Annotated in this window: 14 protein-coding genes; 13 read left to right on the forward strand and 1 reads right to left on the reverse strand. The window is 67.9% G+C overall.

The genetic code is table 11. The features are described 5' to 3' along the window. The first annotated feature begins 141 nt into the window (after positions 1-141). The 4 genes from arfA (at position 142) to ABD210_RS31000 (ending at position 5,178) form a co-directional block, all read left to right on the forward strand. Positions 142-1,680: an arabinosylfuranosidase ArfA gene (gene arfA / locus ABD210_RS30985; RefSeq protein WP_344116419.1), complete on the forward strand. Its 1,539-nt coding sequence runs from the start codon at positions 142-144 to the stop codon at positions 1,678-1,680. Between the two features lie 117 nt (positions 1,681-1,797). Further along, positions 1,798-3,378, forward strand: coding sequence for an acyl-CoA mutase large subunit family protein (locus ABD210_RS30990; protein ID WP_344116421.1), 1,581 nt, complete (start codon positions 1,798-1,800; stop codon positions 3,376-3,378). Between the two features lie 77 nt (positions 3,379-3,455). Continuing rightward, on the forward strand, positions 3,456-4,082 hold the full coding sequence (locus ABD210_RS30995) for a hypothetical protein (RefSeq protein ID WP_344116423.1): 627 nt from the start codon (positions 3,456-3,458) through the stop codon (positions 4,080-4,082). An 82-nt stretch (positions 4,083-4,164) separates the two neighbouring features. Continuing rightward, a complete protein-coding gene (locus ABD210_RS31000) occupies positions 4,165-5,178 on the forward strand; it encodes a hypothetical protein (RefSeq protein ID WP_344116425.1) in 1,014 nt (337 codons plus the stop codon). A gap of 1 nt (position 5,179) precedes the next feature. Here ABD210_RS31000 and ABD210_RS31005 read toward each other — a convergent pair whose 3' ends face one another. Next, positions 5,180-6,367, reverse strand: coding sequence for an amidohydrolase (locus ABD210_RS31005; RefSeq protein ID WP_344116426.1), 1,188 nt, complete (start codon positions 6,365-6,367; stop codon positions 5,180-5,182). A 348-nt stretch (positions 6,368-6,715) separates the two neighbouring features. Here ABD210_RS31005 and ABD210_RS31010 point away from each other — a divergent pair, with 348 nt between their 5' ends. From ABD210_RS31010 to ABD210_RS31050, 9 genes are all read left to right on the forward strand, one after another. Then, a complete protein-coding gene (locus ABD210_RS31010) occupies positions 6,716-7,756 on the forward strand; it encodes a BMP family lipoprotein (RefSeq protein WP_425552773.1) in 1,041 nt (346 codons plus the stop codon). A gap of 113 nt (positions 7,757-7,869) precedes the next feature. Then, entirely contained in the window at positions 7,870-9,420 is a 1,551-nt protein-coding gene (locus ABD210_RS31015; RefSeq protein WP_344116430.1) for an ABC transporter ATP-binding protein, read from the forward strand. After that, the gene (locus tag ABD210_RS31020; RefSeq protein WP_344116432.1) at positions 9,421-10,623 is read left to right on the forward strand and encodes an ABC transporter permease; all 1,203 of its coding nucleotides are present in this window, start codon (positions 9,421-9,423) and stop codon (positions 10,621-10,623) included. Then, on the forward strand, positions 10,620-12,062 hold the full coding sequence (locus tag ABD210_RS31025; protein ID WP_344116434.1) for an ABC transporter permease: 1,443 nt from the start codon (positions 10,620-10,622) through the stop codon (positions 12,060-12,062). Before ABD210_RS31020 ends, ABD210_RS31025 begins: the two co-directional genes overlap by 4 nt. A 2-nt stretch (positions 12,063-12,064) precedes the next feature. Next, complete coding sequence (locus ABD210_RS31030; protein ID WP_344116436.1) at positions 12,065-12,460, forward strand: cytidine deaminase; 396 nt, start codon at positions 12,065-12,067, stop codon at positions 12,458-12,460. After that, on the forward strand, positions 12,457-13,752 hold the full coding sequence (locus tag ABD210_RS31035) for a thymidine phosphorylase (RefSeq protein ID WP_344116439.1): 1,296 nt from the start codon (positions 12,457-12,459) through the stop codon (positions 13,750-13,752). Before ABD210_RS31030 ends, ABD210_RS31035 begins: the two co-directional genes overlap by 4 nt. 74 nt (positions 13,753-13,826) lie before the next feature. Further along, entirely contained in the window at positions 13,827-14,459 is a 633-nt protein-coding gene (locus tag ABD210_RS31040; RefSeq protein ID WP_344116441.1) for a hypothetical protein, read from the forward strand. Continuing rightward, positions 14,453-15,418 (forward strand): hypothetical protein, encoded by a 966-nt coding sequence (locus ABD210_RS31045; RefSeq protein WP_344116443.1) that lies wholly within the window; start codon positions 14,453-14,455, stop codon positions 15,416-15,418. The genes ABD210_RS31040 and ABD210_RS31045 overlap by 7 nt, the downstream gene beginning before the upstream one ends. Before the next feature lie 104 nt (positions 15,419-15,522). After that, the gene (locus ABD210_RS31050; RefSeq protein ID WP_344116445.1) at positions 15,523-16,512 is read left to right on the forward strand and encodes a hypothetical protein; all 990 of its coding nucleotides are present in this window, start codon (positions 15,523-15,525) and stop codon (positions 16,510-16,512) included. Positions 16,513-16,534: the final 22 nt, after the last annotated feature.

Here is a 16,534-nt window from a genome sequence, read left to right on the forward strand (position 1 = left end):
GATCGCCGGCGGGGGGCGGGCAACCCGTGCATGAATTGGCGTGCAACACTGCTTGTGCGGCCCATTTACAACGATGTAGGAGTCGCGGACGTCGCACCTCGGCACGTCGCCGCCACGTCACAAGGGAGTGAAGGAACCGCCATGACGAAAACCCACATCACCGTCGACCGCGAGTTCACCGTGGGTCCGGTCCCCCGCCGTCTGTTCGGCTCCTTCGTGGAGCACATGGGCCGCTGCGTGTACACCGGCATCTACGAGCCGGCCCACCCGAACGCCGACGAGAACGGGTACCGCACCGACGTCCTCGACCTGACCCGGGAGATGGGTGTCTCGATCGTCCGGTATCCCGGCGGCAACTTCGTCTCGGGCTACCACTGGGAGGACGGCATCGGCCCGGTCGACCAGCGCCCGCGTCGCATCGACGGGGCCTGGCACACCATCGAGACGAACGCCTTCGGCCTCCACGAGTTCGCAGCCTGGGCCAAGTTGGCCAACGTCGAGATCATGGAGGCGATCAACCTCGGCACGGCCGGCATCAAGGAGGCCCGGGCCATCGTCGAGTACGCCAATCACCCCGGTGGCACCGCCTGGTCGGACAAGCGCCGCGCGAACGGTTCCAAGGACCCCTTCGGCATCAAGGTGTGGAACCTCGGCAACGAGCTCGACGGCCCGTGGCAGATCGGCCACAAGACGGCCGACGAGTACGGCCGCCTCGCGCAGGAGGCCGGCAAGGCCATGAAGCTCGTCGACCCCAGCATCGAGCTCGTCGCGGTGGGCTCCTCGAACTCGCACATGTCGACCTTCGGCGAGTGGGAGTACCAGGTGCTCTCGCACGCGTACGACGAGGTCGACTACATCTCGCTGCACGCCTATTACCAGGAGCATGACGGCGACGCGCTGTCGTTCCTCGCGAGCGCGAACGACATGGACTACTTCATCGAGTCCGTCATCTCGACTGTCGACGCGGTCAAGGCGAAGCGCCAGACGTCGAAGTCGGTCAACCTCTCGTTCGACGAGTGGAACGTCTGGTACCAGCAGAAGGGCGATGCCGAGGACCAGCTCCACATGGTCGAGAAGGCCCCGTGGCGTGAGCACCCGCGCCTGATCGAGGACACGTACAACGTCACCGACGCCATCGTCGTCGGCACTTACCTCAACTCGCTGCTGCGCCATGGCGACCGCGTGACGATCGCCAACCAGGCGCAGCTCGTCAACGTCATCGCACCGATCCGCAGCGAGGAGAACGGGCCTGCCTGGCGCCAGACCACCTACTGGCCCTTCGCCCGTGTGGCAGAGCTCGCAAAGGGGCAGATCCTCCGCACAGTCACGTCGGGTGACAAGTTCGAGTCCAAGCAGTACGGCGATGCCGACGTCGTCGACGTCAGCGCCACGCACGACGCGGACGCCGGTCGCGTCGCCGTCTTCCTGGCGAACCGAGGTCTGGAGGAGAGTGCGGACGTCACGATGACGCTGCGCGGCTTCCAGGCGGGGCGCGTCACCCGCGCCGAGGTGCTCACGGTGCCGGAGGGTGGGAACCGCTTCACCGCGAACACTGAGGACGCGCAGGACGCCGTCGGCCTGGTGAAGCTCGAGGACGCGGCCGTCGAGGACGGTCAGCTCCGCGTCTCCCTGCCGCCGCTGTCGTGGGCGGTCATCGAGATCGACGCCACGGAGGCATAGGCGGAGGCATCGCGGGGCCGAAGGCGCGCGAACGTATCGCAGGCCACAAGCCTGCCGTGCTGGATCTCACCCGGCTGGTGCGTACCAGTGGGCGCCTGGTCGCTCTACGGTGGGGGAATGAGCCATCAGACCGAGTCCGGGTGGGACTTCGAACCCGTGTATGGGCCCGAGAAGCTCGACGGATTCGACCCGGCGGAGAAGCTGGGCGTGCCCGGCGAGTATCCGTTCACGCGGGGCGTGTACCCGACGATGTACACGCGGCGGCCCTGGACGATGCGTCAGTACGCCGGGTTCGGCACCGCGGCCGAGTCGAACCAGCGGTACCACCAGCTGATCGACGCGGGCACGATGGGCCTGTCCGTCGCGTTCGACCTGCCGACCCAGATGGGCTACGACTCCGACGCGGAGCTCGCCCACGGCGAGGTCGGCAAGGTCGGGGTGGCGATCGACTCGATCGACGACATGCGGGTGCTGTTCGACCGGATCCCGCTGGACCAGGTATCCACCTCGATGACCATCAACGCGCCCGCCTCGGTGCTGTTGCTGCTCTACCAACTCGTCGCCGAGGAACAGGGCGTCTCGGGGGACAAGCTGACCGGCACGATCCAGAACGACGTACTGAAGGAGTACATCGCCCGCGGCACCTACATCTACCCGCCGAAGGAGTCGCTGCGGCTGATCAGCGACATCTTCGCCTACTGCCAGACGGAACTGCCGCGCTGGAACACCATCTCGATCTCCGGCTACCACATGGCCGAGGCGGGCGCCACGCCCGCGCAGGAGATCGCCTTCACCCTTGCCGACGGCATCGAATACGTGCGGGCAGCGGTCGCCTCCGGCCTGGACGTGGACGAGTTCGCGCCGCGGTTGTCTTTCTTCTTCGTGTCCCGGACGACGCTGCTCGAGGAGGTCGCGAAGTTCCGCGCCGCCCGGCGGATCTGGGCGCAGGTGATGCGCGACGAGTTCGGCGCGAAGAATCCGAAGTCGCTGATGTTGCGGTTCCACACGCAGACGGCCGGCGTCCAACTCACCGCCCAGCAGCCCGAGGTCAACCTGGTCCGCGTAGCGATCCAGGGCCTCGCCGCCGTCCTCGGTGGCACCCAGTCGCTGCACACCAACTCCTACGACGAAGCGATCGCGCTTCCCACCGAGAAGGCCGCCCGGCTGGCTCTGCGGACCCAGCAGGTGCTGGCGTACGAGACAGACATCACCGCGACCGTGGACCCCTTCGCCGGCTCGTACGTCGTCGAGTCGCTCACCGGCGAGGTGGAAGCCGCCGCACGCGAACTGATGGACCGGGTGGAGGACTTCGGTGGTGCCGTCGCGGCCATCGAGAAGGGATTCCAGAAGCAGGAGATCGAGCGCTCGGCGTACCGGATCGCGCAGCAGATCGACTCGGCCGAGCGGGTCGTCGTCGGCCTGAACAAGTTCAAGGTCGCCGAGGAGGAGCCGTACGAACCGCTCCGGGTCGACCCCGCGATCGAGGCCCAGCAGGTCGAGCGCCTGGCCACGCTGCGCGCTGAGCGGGACCAGGCAGCCGTCGACAAGGCGCTCGCGGACCTGAAGGCGGCGGCCCAGGGCTCCGACAATTGCCTCTACCCCATGAAGGAAGCCCTGAAGGCCCGCGCCACCGTAGGCGAGGTCTGCGACGCCCTCCGCGAGGTCTGGGGCGCCTACGTCCCCGCCGACACCTTCTGACCCGGCCACACGTTGCAAGCCGTTGATCCGCCCGGGCGCTAGCGTGATGCCTCCTGTCGAAACGGAAGGATGGCCGGATGGCTCGTCGTATACCTGGTGCCGCAGTGGCCTTGGCGTTGCTCGTCTCGATCGCGGCCTGCGGGAACGACAAGCCGAGCGGGCTGCCCACCCTGGCTCCCGGCGGGTCGGACAGCTCGGGGACTCCCACTGCGACGACCGGTACGCCGTCGGGTCCGGCGACGACTGACCCGTCAGCGACAACGCTCCCCGACACCATCGGGGTCCACCGGCGCAAGATCGCCACCAAGAACCCGACCGAGGCCGCTGTTGCACTGGCCTTCGTCCGGTACATCACGGTGCGCCTCACGGCCTACAACAAGGTCGAGGTGGATCAGGACGCGCTCGCGAAGTCGTCGACCGGCACCGCGCTGAACGAGGTGAAGGCCGACGTCGCCGGGCTGCGAAGCCGCAAGCAGCACTCCGTCGGAGAAGTCTGGGTGGACGTCGCCAAGGTGGCGGTGGCCGGCAATACCGCGACCGTGACCTCATGCATGGACAACACGACCGTCGATGTGGATTCGACGGGCAAACCCTCCGGCGCTCCGAAGCCCTTCTACAACATCAAGAGCACCGTCCAGTTCGTCGGCGGCAAGGTCTGGCTGGTGAGCGCCGTCACGTTCCGCGGGGACAATCCCTGCAAGTGAAACCGGATCGCGTCATGGTTCGTCTGACCCACCGTCTCGCTAGGGTGAGGACGTCGAGGTCCGTCAGATGAGGAGCGAACCGATGATGCGCACGATCGCGACCGCCGCGGTGCTGGGGCTTGCGTCCGCCTTTGCTTTCGTCAACCCCGCCAACGCCGCGGGCGGCTTGGAGCAGTCCGGTGACGGCGGCTACAAGATCGGCGTCCACGTCACCATCTCCGGTGCCGACGCCGGCAGGCTCGGCAAGGGCGGCGGCACGACGATGTCCGTCCAGCCCTCCTGCTGGTGGCGCAAATACAACCCCGACATCGGCGGCAACGACGCGACGACGCCGGAGGGCTTCCAGAAGTTCTACGACGAGTCCATTCCGTACCTGTCCGGCCACGCGGCAGTCGGCCGGCTGTCGATGCCGGACTACAACGAGGTCAAGCGCGTCACAGACGCGGCCAAGAACGGCGAGCACTACACCTGGTACCAACTGCAGTGCCGCGACGGCGTCGACCCGGTCAAGGCGGGCTTCACCAAGTCGGGCGGGACGTACATGGGTCAGCAGATCGGGATCGACTGGGCAGCCTTCCCCGACGGCCAGGTGCCCGAGCCGTACGTCGCGCCGGAGGACCTCGCCGTCGCGCTGTGGGACTACGCCCAGCAGGGCCTGACCAACCCCGTGATCGGCCGGAACCCGAAGCTCGCCGCCAACGGTGGTGCGGCCGTGGTGAACCTGCCGACCTGGTTCTGGGTGACCAATCCGGCTACCTCGCTCGCCGACGACGGCAAGATCGACCTGGTCGCGACGGCCGGCAACTCGACGGTGACGCTTTCGGCGGCGAGCAGCGACGTCAGCTTCACCTCGGCCGCTGGTGAGACCAGTTGCTCCGTGGCCCAGGCCAAGCAGGCATACAGCGCCGGCAAGTCGGACGCCGATGCGTGCAAGATCTCGTTCGAGAGCGCGAGCGCCGGCTGGCCGGTGACCGCGAGCATCAGCTGGGGCGGCACGTGGACGGGCAACGACGGCACCGAGGGTGTCCTGCCGCAGGTGTTCCACTCGACCACGGTCAACGTCCCCGTGGTCGAGATCCAGGTCCCGAACCGCTGATTCAGTCCAGCAGGGCGCAGGACGCCAGAACCGTCATCCCGACGGCGATGGCGTCCTCGTCCGGGTTGAAGCCCGGCGTGTGCAGATCCGCAGCCGACTCCACGCCGGCCGGGCGGACCCCCAGCCGGGCCATCGCGCCCGGCACATGCTCGAGGTACCAGGCGAAGTCCTCGCCGCCCAGGCTCTGATCCGTCGGCGCCACTGCGCCCAGTCCCATCGTCTCCACGACCGCACGCTGGAGCACCTCGATGGCCGCGGCGTCGTTCATCACCGGCGGCACGCCGTGCGTCACCTCGGTGCTCACCTGGACCCCGTACGGCGCGATCAGTTGCTCGGCGAGCGTCGGGATCAGCTCAGCAGCCAGGCGCCAGGCGCTGGCATCCAGGCAGCGGAGGGTGCCTTCGGCCTCCCCGCGCGCCGGGATCGCGTTCGCGGCCGAGCCTGAGGTGATGCGGCCCCAGACCAGTGACAGGCCGGCCCGCGGATCGACCCGCCGGGACAGGGCCGCAGGCATCTCGGTGACCAGGGTGGCGAGCGCGTAGACGAGATCGCCGGTGAGGTGCGGCCGGGAAGTGTGTCCACCAGGCCCGGACAACCGCACCAGGACCCGATCCGCGGCGGCGGTCAGAGCGCCGATCCGCAGGCCGACCTTCCCGACCGGCAGCCGAGGGTCGCAGTGCAGCCCGTAGATCCGTCGTACGCCGTCCAGCCCGCCGGCCGCGATCACTCCGAGCGCACCGCCGGGCATCACTTCCTCGGCCGGCTGGAAGATCAGCCGCACCCGATGGGGCAGTTGCCCGTCGGCAGCCATCCGCGCGAGCACGATCGCCGCGCCGAGCAAGGCAGCTGTGTGGACGTCGTGACCGCAGGCGTGGGCGACGCCTTCCTGGGTGGAACGAAAGGGCGAGTCGACGCCGTCCGGCACCGGTAGCGCGTCGATGTCGGCGCGAAGCGCGACGCAGGTGTCGCCCGAGCCGATGTCGCAGATCAACCCGGTCCCCGTCGGCAGCACTTGCGGGGACAAACCGGCCGCCACCAGCCGCTGCCGGATCAGATCGGTCGTCCGAACCTCGTGCCACCCGAGTTCGGGGTGCGCATGCAGGTCGCGTCGGACGGCCACGATTTCGTCCTGGACCTCGTCGACGCGACTCTGCAGGTCGCTGAGCAGCAGGCTCTGCGAAATCGTCATTGCGCGATTCTCGCACCGGCCCCCGCGCGGGCCGGAGGCCGGGCTGCTGCGAAGCGTGACACGATCTCGCCTGCAGAACCCGAGGGCCTCACTCTCAGTGACCGGTCGACGGATTGGGGTGCCGACAGGGCAATCTTGCGGTGAACGCTCGGTCATCACAGCAAGGCTCTCCGTGCACACGATGCATGGCGGATCACTTTCCGGTATCGAGGCTGTATTCGATCTCATATATTGACCAGCCGCCCCCTATAGTCGCCCGTGCGGCGCGCCGGAAAGCGCGTCCGCGGTCAGTTTTGGGTCGACGCGAGGAGGCGTCCGGTGAAGAAGTACGTTCGGGGACTGGCAATCATGGGCGTGCTCACGCTCGGTGTGGCCGCCTGTGGAAGCAAGCCAGCTGACAACACACCGGCCGCGGGGGGCCACACGGACTTCAACGCCTGCATGGTGTCCGACTCGGGCGGCTTCGACGACAAGTCCTTCAACCAGACCTCGTACAAGGGTCTCCAGGACGCGGTCAAGGAGCTCGGCCTGACCGAGAAGAAGGCCGAGTCCAAGTCGGACAACGACTACCCGACCAACATGAACGCGATGGTCGCGGCCAAGTGCAACGTCATCGTGCCGGTCGGCTTCAAGCTGGCCGACGCGACCGAGGCCGCGGCGAAGGCGAACCCCGACATCAAGTTCGCGATCGTCGACTACAACGGCTTCAAGGCGCCGATCCCGAACGTCAAGCCGCTGGTCTTCAACACCGCCCAGTCGAGCTTCCTGGCCGGCTACCTCGCCGCCGGGACGACCAAGAGCGGCAAGGTCGGCACCTTCGGTGGCGCCCAGATCCCGACCGTGACGATCTTCATGGACGGCTTCGCCGAGGGCGTTGCCTACTACAACAAGACCAAGACCAAGAACGTCCAGGTCGTCGGCTGGGACACCAAGACCCAGAAGGGTCTGTTCACCGGCGACTTCGAGTCCACGGCCAAAGGCCAGCAGAACGCGCAGAACCTGGTCACCCAGGGCGCGGACATCATCTTCCCGGTCGCGGGTCCGGCCGGCATCGGCGGTCTGCAGGCGGCCAAGGCCAGCGGCGGCAAGGTCAACGCGATCTGGGTGGACACCGACGGCTGCGTCAGCGCCGCGGAGTACTGCAGCGTGCTGCTCACCAGCGTGTTCAAGGGTATGGACGTGGCCGTGTCCGACGCGATCAAGGCTGCTGTCGACAACAAGTTCAGCAACGAGGCGTACGTAGGCACGCTGGCGAACAACGGCACCGGCCTGTCGCCGTACCACGAGTGGGACAGCAAGATCCCGGCCGAGCTGAAGACCGAGATCGACCAGCTGAAGAAGGACCTGATCGACGGCAAGATCAAGGTGGAGTCGAAGGTCCAGCCGTAAGCCGCGCCGCGGCGTCGAGCTAGCGGAATCGTTCGGTACGGTTCGAGCCAGGAGGGCGAGCCCGGGATCAGCCCGGTCGCCTTCCTGGCTCGCCGTCTGGAGGGAGGCTGCACATGCACCTCGAGCTCTCGGGACTGACCAGGAGTTTCGGCTCACTGGTCGCCAACGACAGCATCGACCTGGTCATCGAACCAGGGGAGATCCACTGCCTGCTGGGGGAGAACGGCGCGGGCAAGTCCACCTTGATGAACATGCTCTACGGGCTGTTGCAGCCCGACTCCGGCGAGATCCTCATCAACGGCGAGAAGGTGACGATCAACTCGCCCAGCCAGGCCATCGCGCACGGCATCGGCATGGTCCACCAGCACTTCATGCTGGTCCCGGTCTTCACCGTCGCCGAGAACATCATGCTGGGCCGGGAGACCACCCGGGGCGGCGGCGTACTGGATCGCAAGCAGGCATATGCCCGGGTCCGCGAGCTGTCCGACAGATACGGCCTCGAGGTGGATCCGGGCGCGCTGGTGGAAGACATCCCGGTCGGGGTCCAGCAGCGGGTGGAGATCATCAAGGCGCTGGCCAACGACGCCGAGGTGCTGATCCTGGACGAGCCCACCGCCGTGCTGACCCCGTCGGAGATCGACGACCTGATCGCGGTGATGCGCCAGTTCAAGGCGGACGGCACCTCGATCGTCTTCATCACCCACAAGCTCAAAGAGGTCCAGGCGATCGCGGACAAGATCACCGTGATCCGCCGCGGCAAGGTGGTCGGCGAGGCGGAGCCGTCGGCCAGCGAGGAAGAGCTCGCCGAGCTGATGGTCGGCCGCGCCGTCGACCTGGTGGTGGACAAGGAGATCGCTCAGCCGGGGGCAGCCGCATTGGAGATCCGCGGGCTGAGCGTGATCGACGAGCGCGGCCACACCGCGGTCGACGGGATCGACCTGGAGGTTCGAGCCGGCGAGATCGTCGCGCTGGCCGGTGTCCAGGGCAACGGTCAGAGTGAGCTGGCCGAGGCCTTGCTGGGCCTGACCCCGATCGCGGCCGGCACCATCACGGTCGGCGGCAAGGACATCAGCCGGACCGGGACCAGGCAACGCCTGGACGCGGGCATCGGCTATGTCCCGGAAGACCGTGCGCGCGACGGGTTCGTCGGCTCGTTCACGGTGGCCGAGAACCTGGTCCTCGACCTCTTCCGCTGGCCGCCGTTCAGCAAGGGCGTCGTGCTGCAGACTGAGGCGATCGGGCAGAACGCGACCGAACGGGTCGCCGAGTTCGACATCCGCACCCAGTCGATCGATCTGCCGGTCTCGTCACTGTCGGGCGGCAACCAGCAGAAGGTCGTGCTGGCGCGGGAGCTGTCCAGACCGCTCAAGCTGCTGGTGGCATCGCAGCCCACCCGGGGCGTCGACGTCGGCTCGATCGAGTTCCTGCACAAACGCATCGTCCGCGAGCGCGACCAGGGCACAGCGGTGCTGATCGTGTCCACCGAGCTGGACGAGATCGCCGCGCTCGCCGACCGGATCGCGGTGATGTACCGCGGCCGGATCGTCGGCATCGTCGGTCCGCAGACCCCGCGCGACGAGCTGGGCCTGATGATGGCCGGTGCCTCCCAGCAGGAGGCCGAGGCCGAAGCGACCGAACACCCGACCACGTTGGGGAGTATCTAGATGAGCGACACCGAGCAGGCGACGCCGCCGGTGGAGAAGGCGCCCGCGCCGCCGCAAAGACGTTCCGGCCTGCCCAACTGGGTGATCCAGGGGCTGGTCTCCCTCAGCGCGATCGTGCTGGCCCTGGTGGTCGGCGCCGTCCTGATCATCATCGGCGACGAGCAGGTGAAGGCCGCCGCGAGCTACTTCTTCTCCGCGCCCCTCGATACCGTGTCAGCCGCGCTGACGGCGGTCGGCGAGGCGTACAAGGCGCTGCTCGTCGGCGCGGTGGGTGGGTTGGACCCGATCGCCGAGTCGCTCACCCAGGCCACGCCGCTGATCTGCGGCGGCCTCGCCGTCTCACTGGCCTTCCGCACCGGCCTGTTCAACATCGGCGCCCAGGGCCAGCTCGTCATGGGCGCGATCTTTGCCGCCTGGGTCGGGTTCGCCTGGCACCTGCCGATCGGGATCCACCTGCTCGTCGCGGTGATCGCCGGCATCATCGGCGGCGCGATCTGGGGTGGACTGGTCGGAGTGCTGAAGGCCCGGACGGGCGCGCATGAGGTGATCGTGACGATCATGCTCAACTACGTGGCGATCTACCTGCTGCAATGGTTGCTGACCACCTCCGCCTTCCAGCGTCCGGGCCGCTCCGATCCGATCAGCCCGGTGGTGGACAGCAGCGCGCAGTACCCGCAACTCGGCGGCACCCGGCTGCACCTGGGCTTCGTGCTGGCGTTGCTGGCCGCAGTTTTCGTGTGGTGGCTGCTCAACCGTTCGACCATCGGCCTGGAGTTGCGGGCAGTCGGGGCCAACCCGGACGCGTCGCGGACCGCCGGCATGAGCGTCGGCCGGGCCTACACGATCGCGATGCTGGTCGGCGGTGCCCTCGCGGGACTGGCCGGTACTCAACAGGTGCTGGGTACCGACCTCCCGCTGACCGACGGCGTCGCCGCGTCGGTCGGCTTCGACTCGATCACCGTCGCGCTGCTCGGTCGCGGCACTCCCGTCGGGACCGTGCTGGCCGGCCTGCTGTTCGGAGCCCTGAACGCGGGTGGTCTGCAGATGCAGTTGCAGACCCAGACGCCGCTGACCCTGACCACGGTGCTGCAAGCGGTGATCGTGCTGTTCGTCGCGGCACCCGCACTGGTTCGCTCGGTGTTCCGCTTCCTGCCCAAGGAACGCGGCACCGGCGCCGTCCTCGCGAAGGGCTGGAACGGATGAGCAGCACCCTGAAGACCGAGCCGGCCGAGACCGAACGGACGCTCGAGTCACCGACCGAGCGGGCCCAGCGGGTCCGTTACGGCAGCATCCTGCTGGTCCTGGCTGTTCTGACGGTCGTGCTGGCGGCCACTACCGGCAACGGCCGCGCTGCCTTCGGCCTGCTGGGCGGCAGCGAAGTACTGGGCGACGCCGCGGCGTGGGTCGGCATCCTCGTGCTGCTTGCGGCCGCGGTGGCTGCCGTCGTGCTCCCCTTCAGGGGCCGCGCGCCCCGAGCGACCGCCGCTCTGGCGCCGCTGCTGGTGCTGTTCGCGGTGATGTTCTTCAAGACCAGGGGCTCCGCCTCGTTCTCCGTGCCGGCTGGCCCAACCGCCTGGGCGCTCGCCGGCCTGGCCGTCGCCTGCGCCGTGGTCTGGGTACTGCGGATCGGCGGCGGCAGGCTGAACAGCCTGCTCGGCAGCATCGTGGTGATTGGGTTCTTCGCGGCCTTCCTGTGCTGGGCGGTCGCGGGCAAGAACCTCGCCTTCCCGATCTCCAACCAGTTCCAGGGCACCCTGAACTTCGCCACCCCGCTGATCCTCGGCGCCCTGGCCGGGGTGATCAGCGAACGCGCCGGCGTGATCAACATCGCGATCGAGGGACAGTTCCTGGTCGGAGCGTTCACCGCCGCCCTGGTCTCCAGTACGACGGGCAGCGCCGCGGCGGCGCTGATCGCGGCCGCTCTGTCGGGCGTGCTGATGGCCGCCCTGCTGGCCGTGTTCGCGATCAAGTACTTGGTGAACCAGGTCGTTCTAGGCGTCGTGCTGGTGGTGTTCGCGACCGGTATCACCGGCTACCTGTACGACCAGTTCATGCAGGAGAACGCGGCGAGCCTGAACACCCCGCACGTGCTCACCGCCGTGAAGATCCCGGGCCTGGGTGACATCCCCTTCATCGGCCCGATCCTGTTCAACCAGACCGCCCTGGTCTACCTGACCTATGTGGCGATCGCGCTGGTCACCTTCATGTTGTTCGAGACCCGCTGGGGCCTGCGGGTCCGCTCGGTCGGCGAGCACCCGAAGGCAGCCGACACCGTCGGCATCAACGTGACCAGGGTGCGGTACTCGGCGGTGCTGTGGGCAGGTGTTCTGGCGGGACTCGGTGGTGCGTTCTTCACCGTCGGCTATGCCGGTGCCTTCAGCAAAGAAATGACCGCGGGCAATGGCTTCATCGCGTTGGCCGCGCTGATCATGGGCCGCTGGCACCCGATCGGTGCGACCGTCGCGGCGCTGTTCTTCGGCTTCGCCACCCAGCTCCAGTCCCAGCTGCAGATCGTCGACACACCGATCCCGGGCGAGTTGTTGCTGATGGCTCCTTACCTGGCCACGATCATCGCGGTCGCGGGTCTCGTCGGCAGGGTGCGAGCCCCGAAGGCCGACGGCGAACCGTACGTGAAGGAATGACCGTGCAGCCGGATTGGCCAGCCCTCCGAGCGGCCGCGGTCGAGGCGATGGGCCGGGCCTACGCGCCGTACTCGAGTTACCCGGTCGGGGCGGCGGCGCTGGTGGACGACGGGCGGGTGGTTGTCGGTTGCAACGTGGAGAACGCGTCGTACGGGCTGGGGCTGTGTGCCGAGTGCGGGCTGGTCTCGGAACTGCTGATCAGCGGGGGCGGGCGGCTGGTGGCGTTCTCGTGTGTGAACGGTCAGGGTGACGTGATCCTGCCCTGTGGGCGGTGCCGCCAGCTCCTGCACGAGCACGGCGGTCCCGAACTGTTGCTGGAGACAACGTCCGGCATCCGGCCGCTGAGCGAGCTGCTGCCCGATGCCTTCGGGCCCGAGGAGTTGGAGAAGAACAAGTGACCGAGAGCTTCGACGCCGTCGACGTCATCCGCACCAAGCGCGACCGTGGCGAGCTGAGCGACGGTCAGATCGACTGGGTGATCGACGCCTACACCAGGGGCGCGGTCGCCGAGGAACAGATGTCCTCGCTGGCGATGGCGATCCTGCTGAACGGGATGAACCGGCGCGAGATCGCCCGCTGGACCGCGGCGATGATCGCCTCCGGCGAGCGGATGGACTTCGGCAAGCTGTCCCGGCCGACCGCGGACAAGCACTCCACCGGCGGCGTCGGCGACAAGATCACGTTGCCGCTGGCCCCTTTGGTGGCGGCCTGCGGGGTCGCGGTTCCGCAGCTCTCCGGCCGTGGGCTGGGCCACACCGGGGGCACGCTGGACAAGCTCGAGTCGATCCCGGGCTGGCGGGCGGCATTGTCGAACGACGAGCTGATGCGCCAGCTCGAGGATGTGGGCGCCGTGATCTGCGCGGCCGGTGACGGCCTGGCTCCGGCCGACAAGAAGCTCTACGCACTCCGGGACGTGACCGGCACGGTCGAGGCGATCCCGCTGATCGCGAGCTCGATCATGAGCAAGAAGATCGCCGAAGGCACCGGCGCACTGGTGCTGGACGTGAAGGTCGGCTCCGGCGCGTTCATGAAGGAGCTGGCCGACGCCCGCGAGCTCGCCGAGACGATGGTTGCGCTGGGCACCGATGCCGGCGTGAAGACCGTTGCCCTGCTTACCGACATGTCGACCCCGCTCGGCCTGACCGCGGGAAACGCCTTGGAGGTCAGGGAATCCGTCGAGGTACTGGCCGGTGGCGGACCCGCCGATGTCGTCGAGCTCACCATCGCACTGGCCACCGAGATGCTCGCCGCTGCCGGTGTCACGGACATCGACCCGGCCGAGAAGCTTCGCGACGGTACTGCGATGGACGCCTGGCGCAGGATGATCGCAGCCCAGGGCGGCGACCCGGACGCCGAGTTGCCGGTGGCCCCTGAACAGCACGTGGTGAACGCCTCCGTTGACGGCGTGCTGACAGAGTTGGACGCGCTGGCCGTGGGGGTCGCCGCCTGGCGCCTCGGAGCCGGCCGCGCCCGCAAGGAAGACCCGGTCTCCGCGGTAGCCGGCGTCGAACTCCACGCCAAGCCAGGCGACACCGTTCGGGCAGGTCAGCCCCTCCTGACCCTTCACACCGACGACCCCAGCCGCTTCGCCCGGGCCCTGGACGCCCTCACCGAAGCCACCACGATCGCGCCGGCCGACGGTCCGCAGTACCGGCCCGGCCCCCTCATCATCGACCGCATCACCGCCTGACCTGATCCGGACGCGGTAGACCCCTCGCCCGGTAAGATCCCCGCTCGGGGGTAAGGCGAACTAGGAGTCTGCAGATGAAGTTTCACCGCCTCGGAGCCGCTCTGACAGCGGCGACCTTGACGGTTTTCCTCGCGGCCTGCGGCGGCAACGACGACTCAGGCGGTCTGCCGACGGTGAGCACAGGACCGTCCGACACACCGACGAGTGCGTCGGCCACGACCGCGGCTCCGACGCCTACCGCGCCACCGACTCGCAGTACCCAGAAATACGGCACCCTGACGCTGGTGCTGGACCACATGCCGAAACCCCCGGCGAATTCCGAGCTCGTGCTGCAGGCGTACGACGAGTTCGAACGCAGTACGCACAAGACCTATGCGACGAATGTCGAGGACCCGGGTCTGGCGAGGCGGGCAGCAGCTGCCGCGCTGCAGGACGCTCGCAAGGTGCTGCAGGACCAGAAGGCCAAGAAGGTCCGCACCGGTGGGTCGATCACGGTGACCGTCAAGGTCGACCGGACCAACGCCGCTGCGGCGGCCCTCAGCAGCTGTTATGACCAATCCAAGGCTGTGTTGGTCAGGGCTGACGGCACCACCTATGTGGGACCCGGGGCGAAGCAGTATCCGCGCCTCAAGGTGGCTGTGATCCTCGCCAATGTGGGTGGGCTCTGGAAAGTGACCGAGTACAACCTCAGGAGGGACATATGCTGACCCGTCGGCCCACGATCCTAGCCAGTCTCGCGCTCGGCACCTTCGCGTTGCTGGCGACCTCACCATCGGCCCACGCGGACCGACTACCCGGTAACCCGACACCTGTAGCCTCCGGCAACAAGGTGAGCATCACGATCACCGGTACTGGCGTCAGCGGTGGCTCCGGCGGCCAGGGCGGCAGCCGGGCGGTCTCGGTGGCGACCCCGTGCAGCTACACCCAGGGGATGACCGGCAAGGAATACTACGACTACATACAGGGCGGCGGTCCGCTCGGCCGCGACGAGACCGGTACCCCCTTCAAGCCGAATCCGGGCTACGAGCAGTACAAGGACGATGACAAGGGCCACTGGTACGGCGGTATGTGCTCGTCGGAGACCTTCGGGGATCTGGACAAGTTCTTCGACTACGCCAAGAAGTGGTTCGAGGCACACGACGCCATTTACGTGCAGCCGGGCGGACGGCTCCCGGTTCCTCCGGTGCCCCCGGAGTTGCTGCAGAAGGTCGCCTTCGACGAGATGACCCTTCCGCCGCCCGCGATCGACTGGAATCCCAAGCACGTCGGCGATGCGGCCTCGGTGGTCAACTTCGACACCTGGGTGTGGTTGAAGGACCGCAGCACGAACCGGTACGTCGAGGCGTCGGTCGACTCGATCGAGGGACGGATCTTCGCCCGGGTGGACGCAGACCTCGTTGGCATGACGGTTCAGGCGCCGGACACGGAGACTGTCGAGTGCCCGGGCTCCGGTGTCCCGTACTCGGAGGGCGCCACCGGGGAATGCGCGATCCGCTTCGGCAAGGCCAGTCCTGGCCAGTCGAAGACGCCCGTCACGGTGCAGACCAACTGGCACACCACGTGGTTCGGCACCGGAGTCGGGCGGACTGAGACCCCGCAGCAACCCGGTCCGGCAACCGCCCCCACCCCGATCCGTGTGCTGGAGATCCAAGCCATCTCCCGCTGAGGTTTCACGAGGACGAGGACGTCGTCTGATCCGGGGCTGGCCTCGGGCCCCGGTATTCTTCAACCTCGCAAGGTGATTCGGACCCGAACGAGTAAGGGAGTGGCGTGTCGTTTTCCGGGATTGAAGCGGACGGCGTGTTGGCGTTGTCGGCCGCGACACTGGCCTCGTCGGGGAATCTGAACCTGGAGGCGAAGGCGATCCAGACGCTGATCGGGACGGTCAGCGATCTGGTGCCGGACCCGCCGAACGTCACCGCGAAGACGAACCCGGTGGTCCAGGAGCTCGCGCGGGTGTCGGGCTGGGCCAAGGACATCGCGATCAAGTTCGTCGACGACCAGAAGCCGCTGCAGGACCTTGCGAGTCTGGGCTACTGGCTGCCGGACCTCAGCAAGCTGGGCTGGGACGGCAGCAAGAGCGTCGGCGAGAACATCGACAAGACCGCCCGGTCGGACGAGTTCGGCGCCTTCGTCCTCGGCACAGCCGGGGCTCTGCTGGACCGCTACCGCAAGTGGGAGCTGGCAGTACCCAAGCCTGGTACGCCGCCACTGCGGTTGCCTCCGGCCGATGACGTCGTCCGCGGGATGGAGCTGATCCGCCGGCCCTCCGGTCTGTTGGTGCCACAGGGGAGCAGCGCCGACCCGAATGTGCCTCGCCTGGCTCAGGAGAGCCGGGGACCGGGCTGGCAACAGCCTGGCCGGACCCTCTCGCCGGAGGGTTTCGGCCGTCCGCCGACCTGGGCGCGCTACGGCAGCAAGGGCCTGTTCGTGGTCGGCACGGCGCTCACCCTCTACGACGTGGGCATGAGCCAGTGGGAGCACGACCAGAAATATCACCCGGAGTGGAGCACGGGCCAGCGGGTGGCGAACACCGGCTACAGCGTGGCCACCGAAGGCGGTGGCGCGGTCGCCGGCGGTATCGTCGGGGCCAGTTGGGGTGCCTCGATCGGAACCGCCATCTTCCCCGGCGCGGGCACAGTTGTCGGCGGTATCGTCGGCGGTGCCATCGGTGCCTTCGCCGGGTCCAAGGTCGGCAAGGCGGTCGGCACCGGCATCAAGCAGGGCGCCAAGAAGGTCTGGAATTCCTTGTTCGGCTGATCACCAGCTGACCTGGCAGTGA

The sequence above is a fragment of the Kribbella alba genome, from assembly GCF_039529635.1.
Classification (GTDB): domain Bacteria; phylum Actinomycetota; class Actinomycetes; order Propionibacteriales; family Kribbellaceae; genus Kribbella; species Kribbella alba.

Coding starts and splice junctions, on each gene's coding strand:
- ABD210_RS31010 (WP_425552773.1), top strand. CDS start 6,716: ATGGGCGTGCTCACGCTCGGTGTGGCCGCCTGTGGAAGCAAGCCAGCT.
- ABD210_RS31000 (WP_344116425.1), top strand. CDS start 4,165: ATGATGCGCACGATCGCGACCGCCGCGGTGCTGGGGCTTGCGTCCGCC.
- ABD210_RS31025 (WP_344116434.1), top strand. CDS start 10,620: ATGAGCAGCACCCTGAAGACCGAGCCGGCCGAGACCGAACGGACGCTC.
- ABD210_RS31005 (WP_344116426.1), bottom strand. CDS start 6,367: ATGACGATTTCGCAGAGCCTGCTGCTCAGCGACCTGCAGAGTCGCGTC.
- ABD210_RS31020 (WP_344116432.1), top strand. CDS start 9,421: ATGAGCGACACCGAGCAGGCGACGCCGCCGGTGGAGAAGGCGCCCGCG.
- arfA (WP_344116419.1), top strand. CDS start 142: ATGACGAAAACCCACATCACCGTCGACCGCGAGTTCACCGTGGGTCCG.
- ABD210_RS30995 (WP_344116423.1), top strand. CDS start 3,456: ATGGCTCGTCGTATACCTGGTGCCGCAGTGGCCTTGGCGTTGCTCGTC.
- ABD210_RS31040 (WP_344116441.1), top strand. CDS start 13,827: ATGAAGTTTCACCGCCTCGGAGCCGCTCTGACAGCGGCGACCTTGACG.
- ABD210_RS31045 (WP_344116443.1), top strand. CDS start 14,453: ATGCTGACCCGTCGGCCCACGATCCTAGCCAGTCTCGCGCTCGGCACC.
- ABD210_RS30990 (WP_344116421.1), top strand. CDS start 1,798: ATGAGCCATCAGACCGAGTCCGGGTGGGACTTCGAACCCGTGTATGGG.
- ABD210_RS31015 (WP_344116430.1), top strand. CDS start 7,870: ATGCACCTCGAGCTCTCGGGACTGACCAGGAGTTTCGGCTCACTGGTC.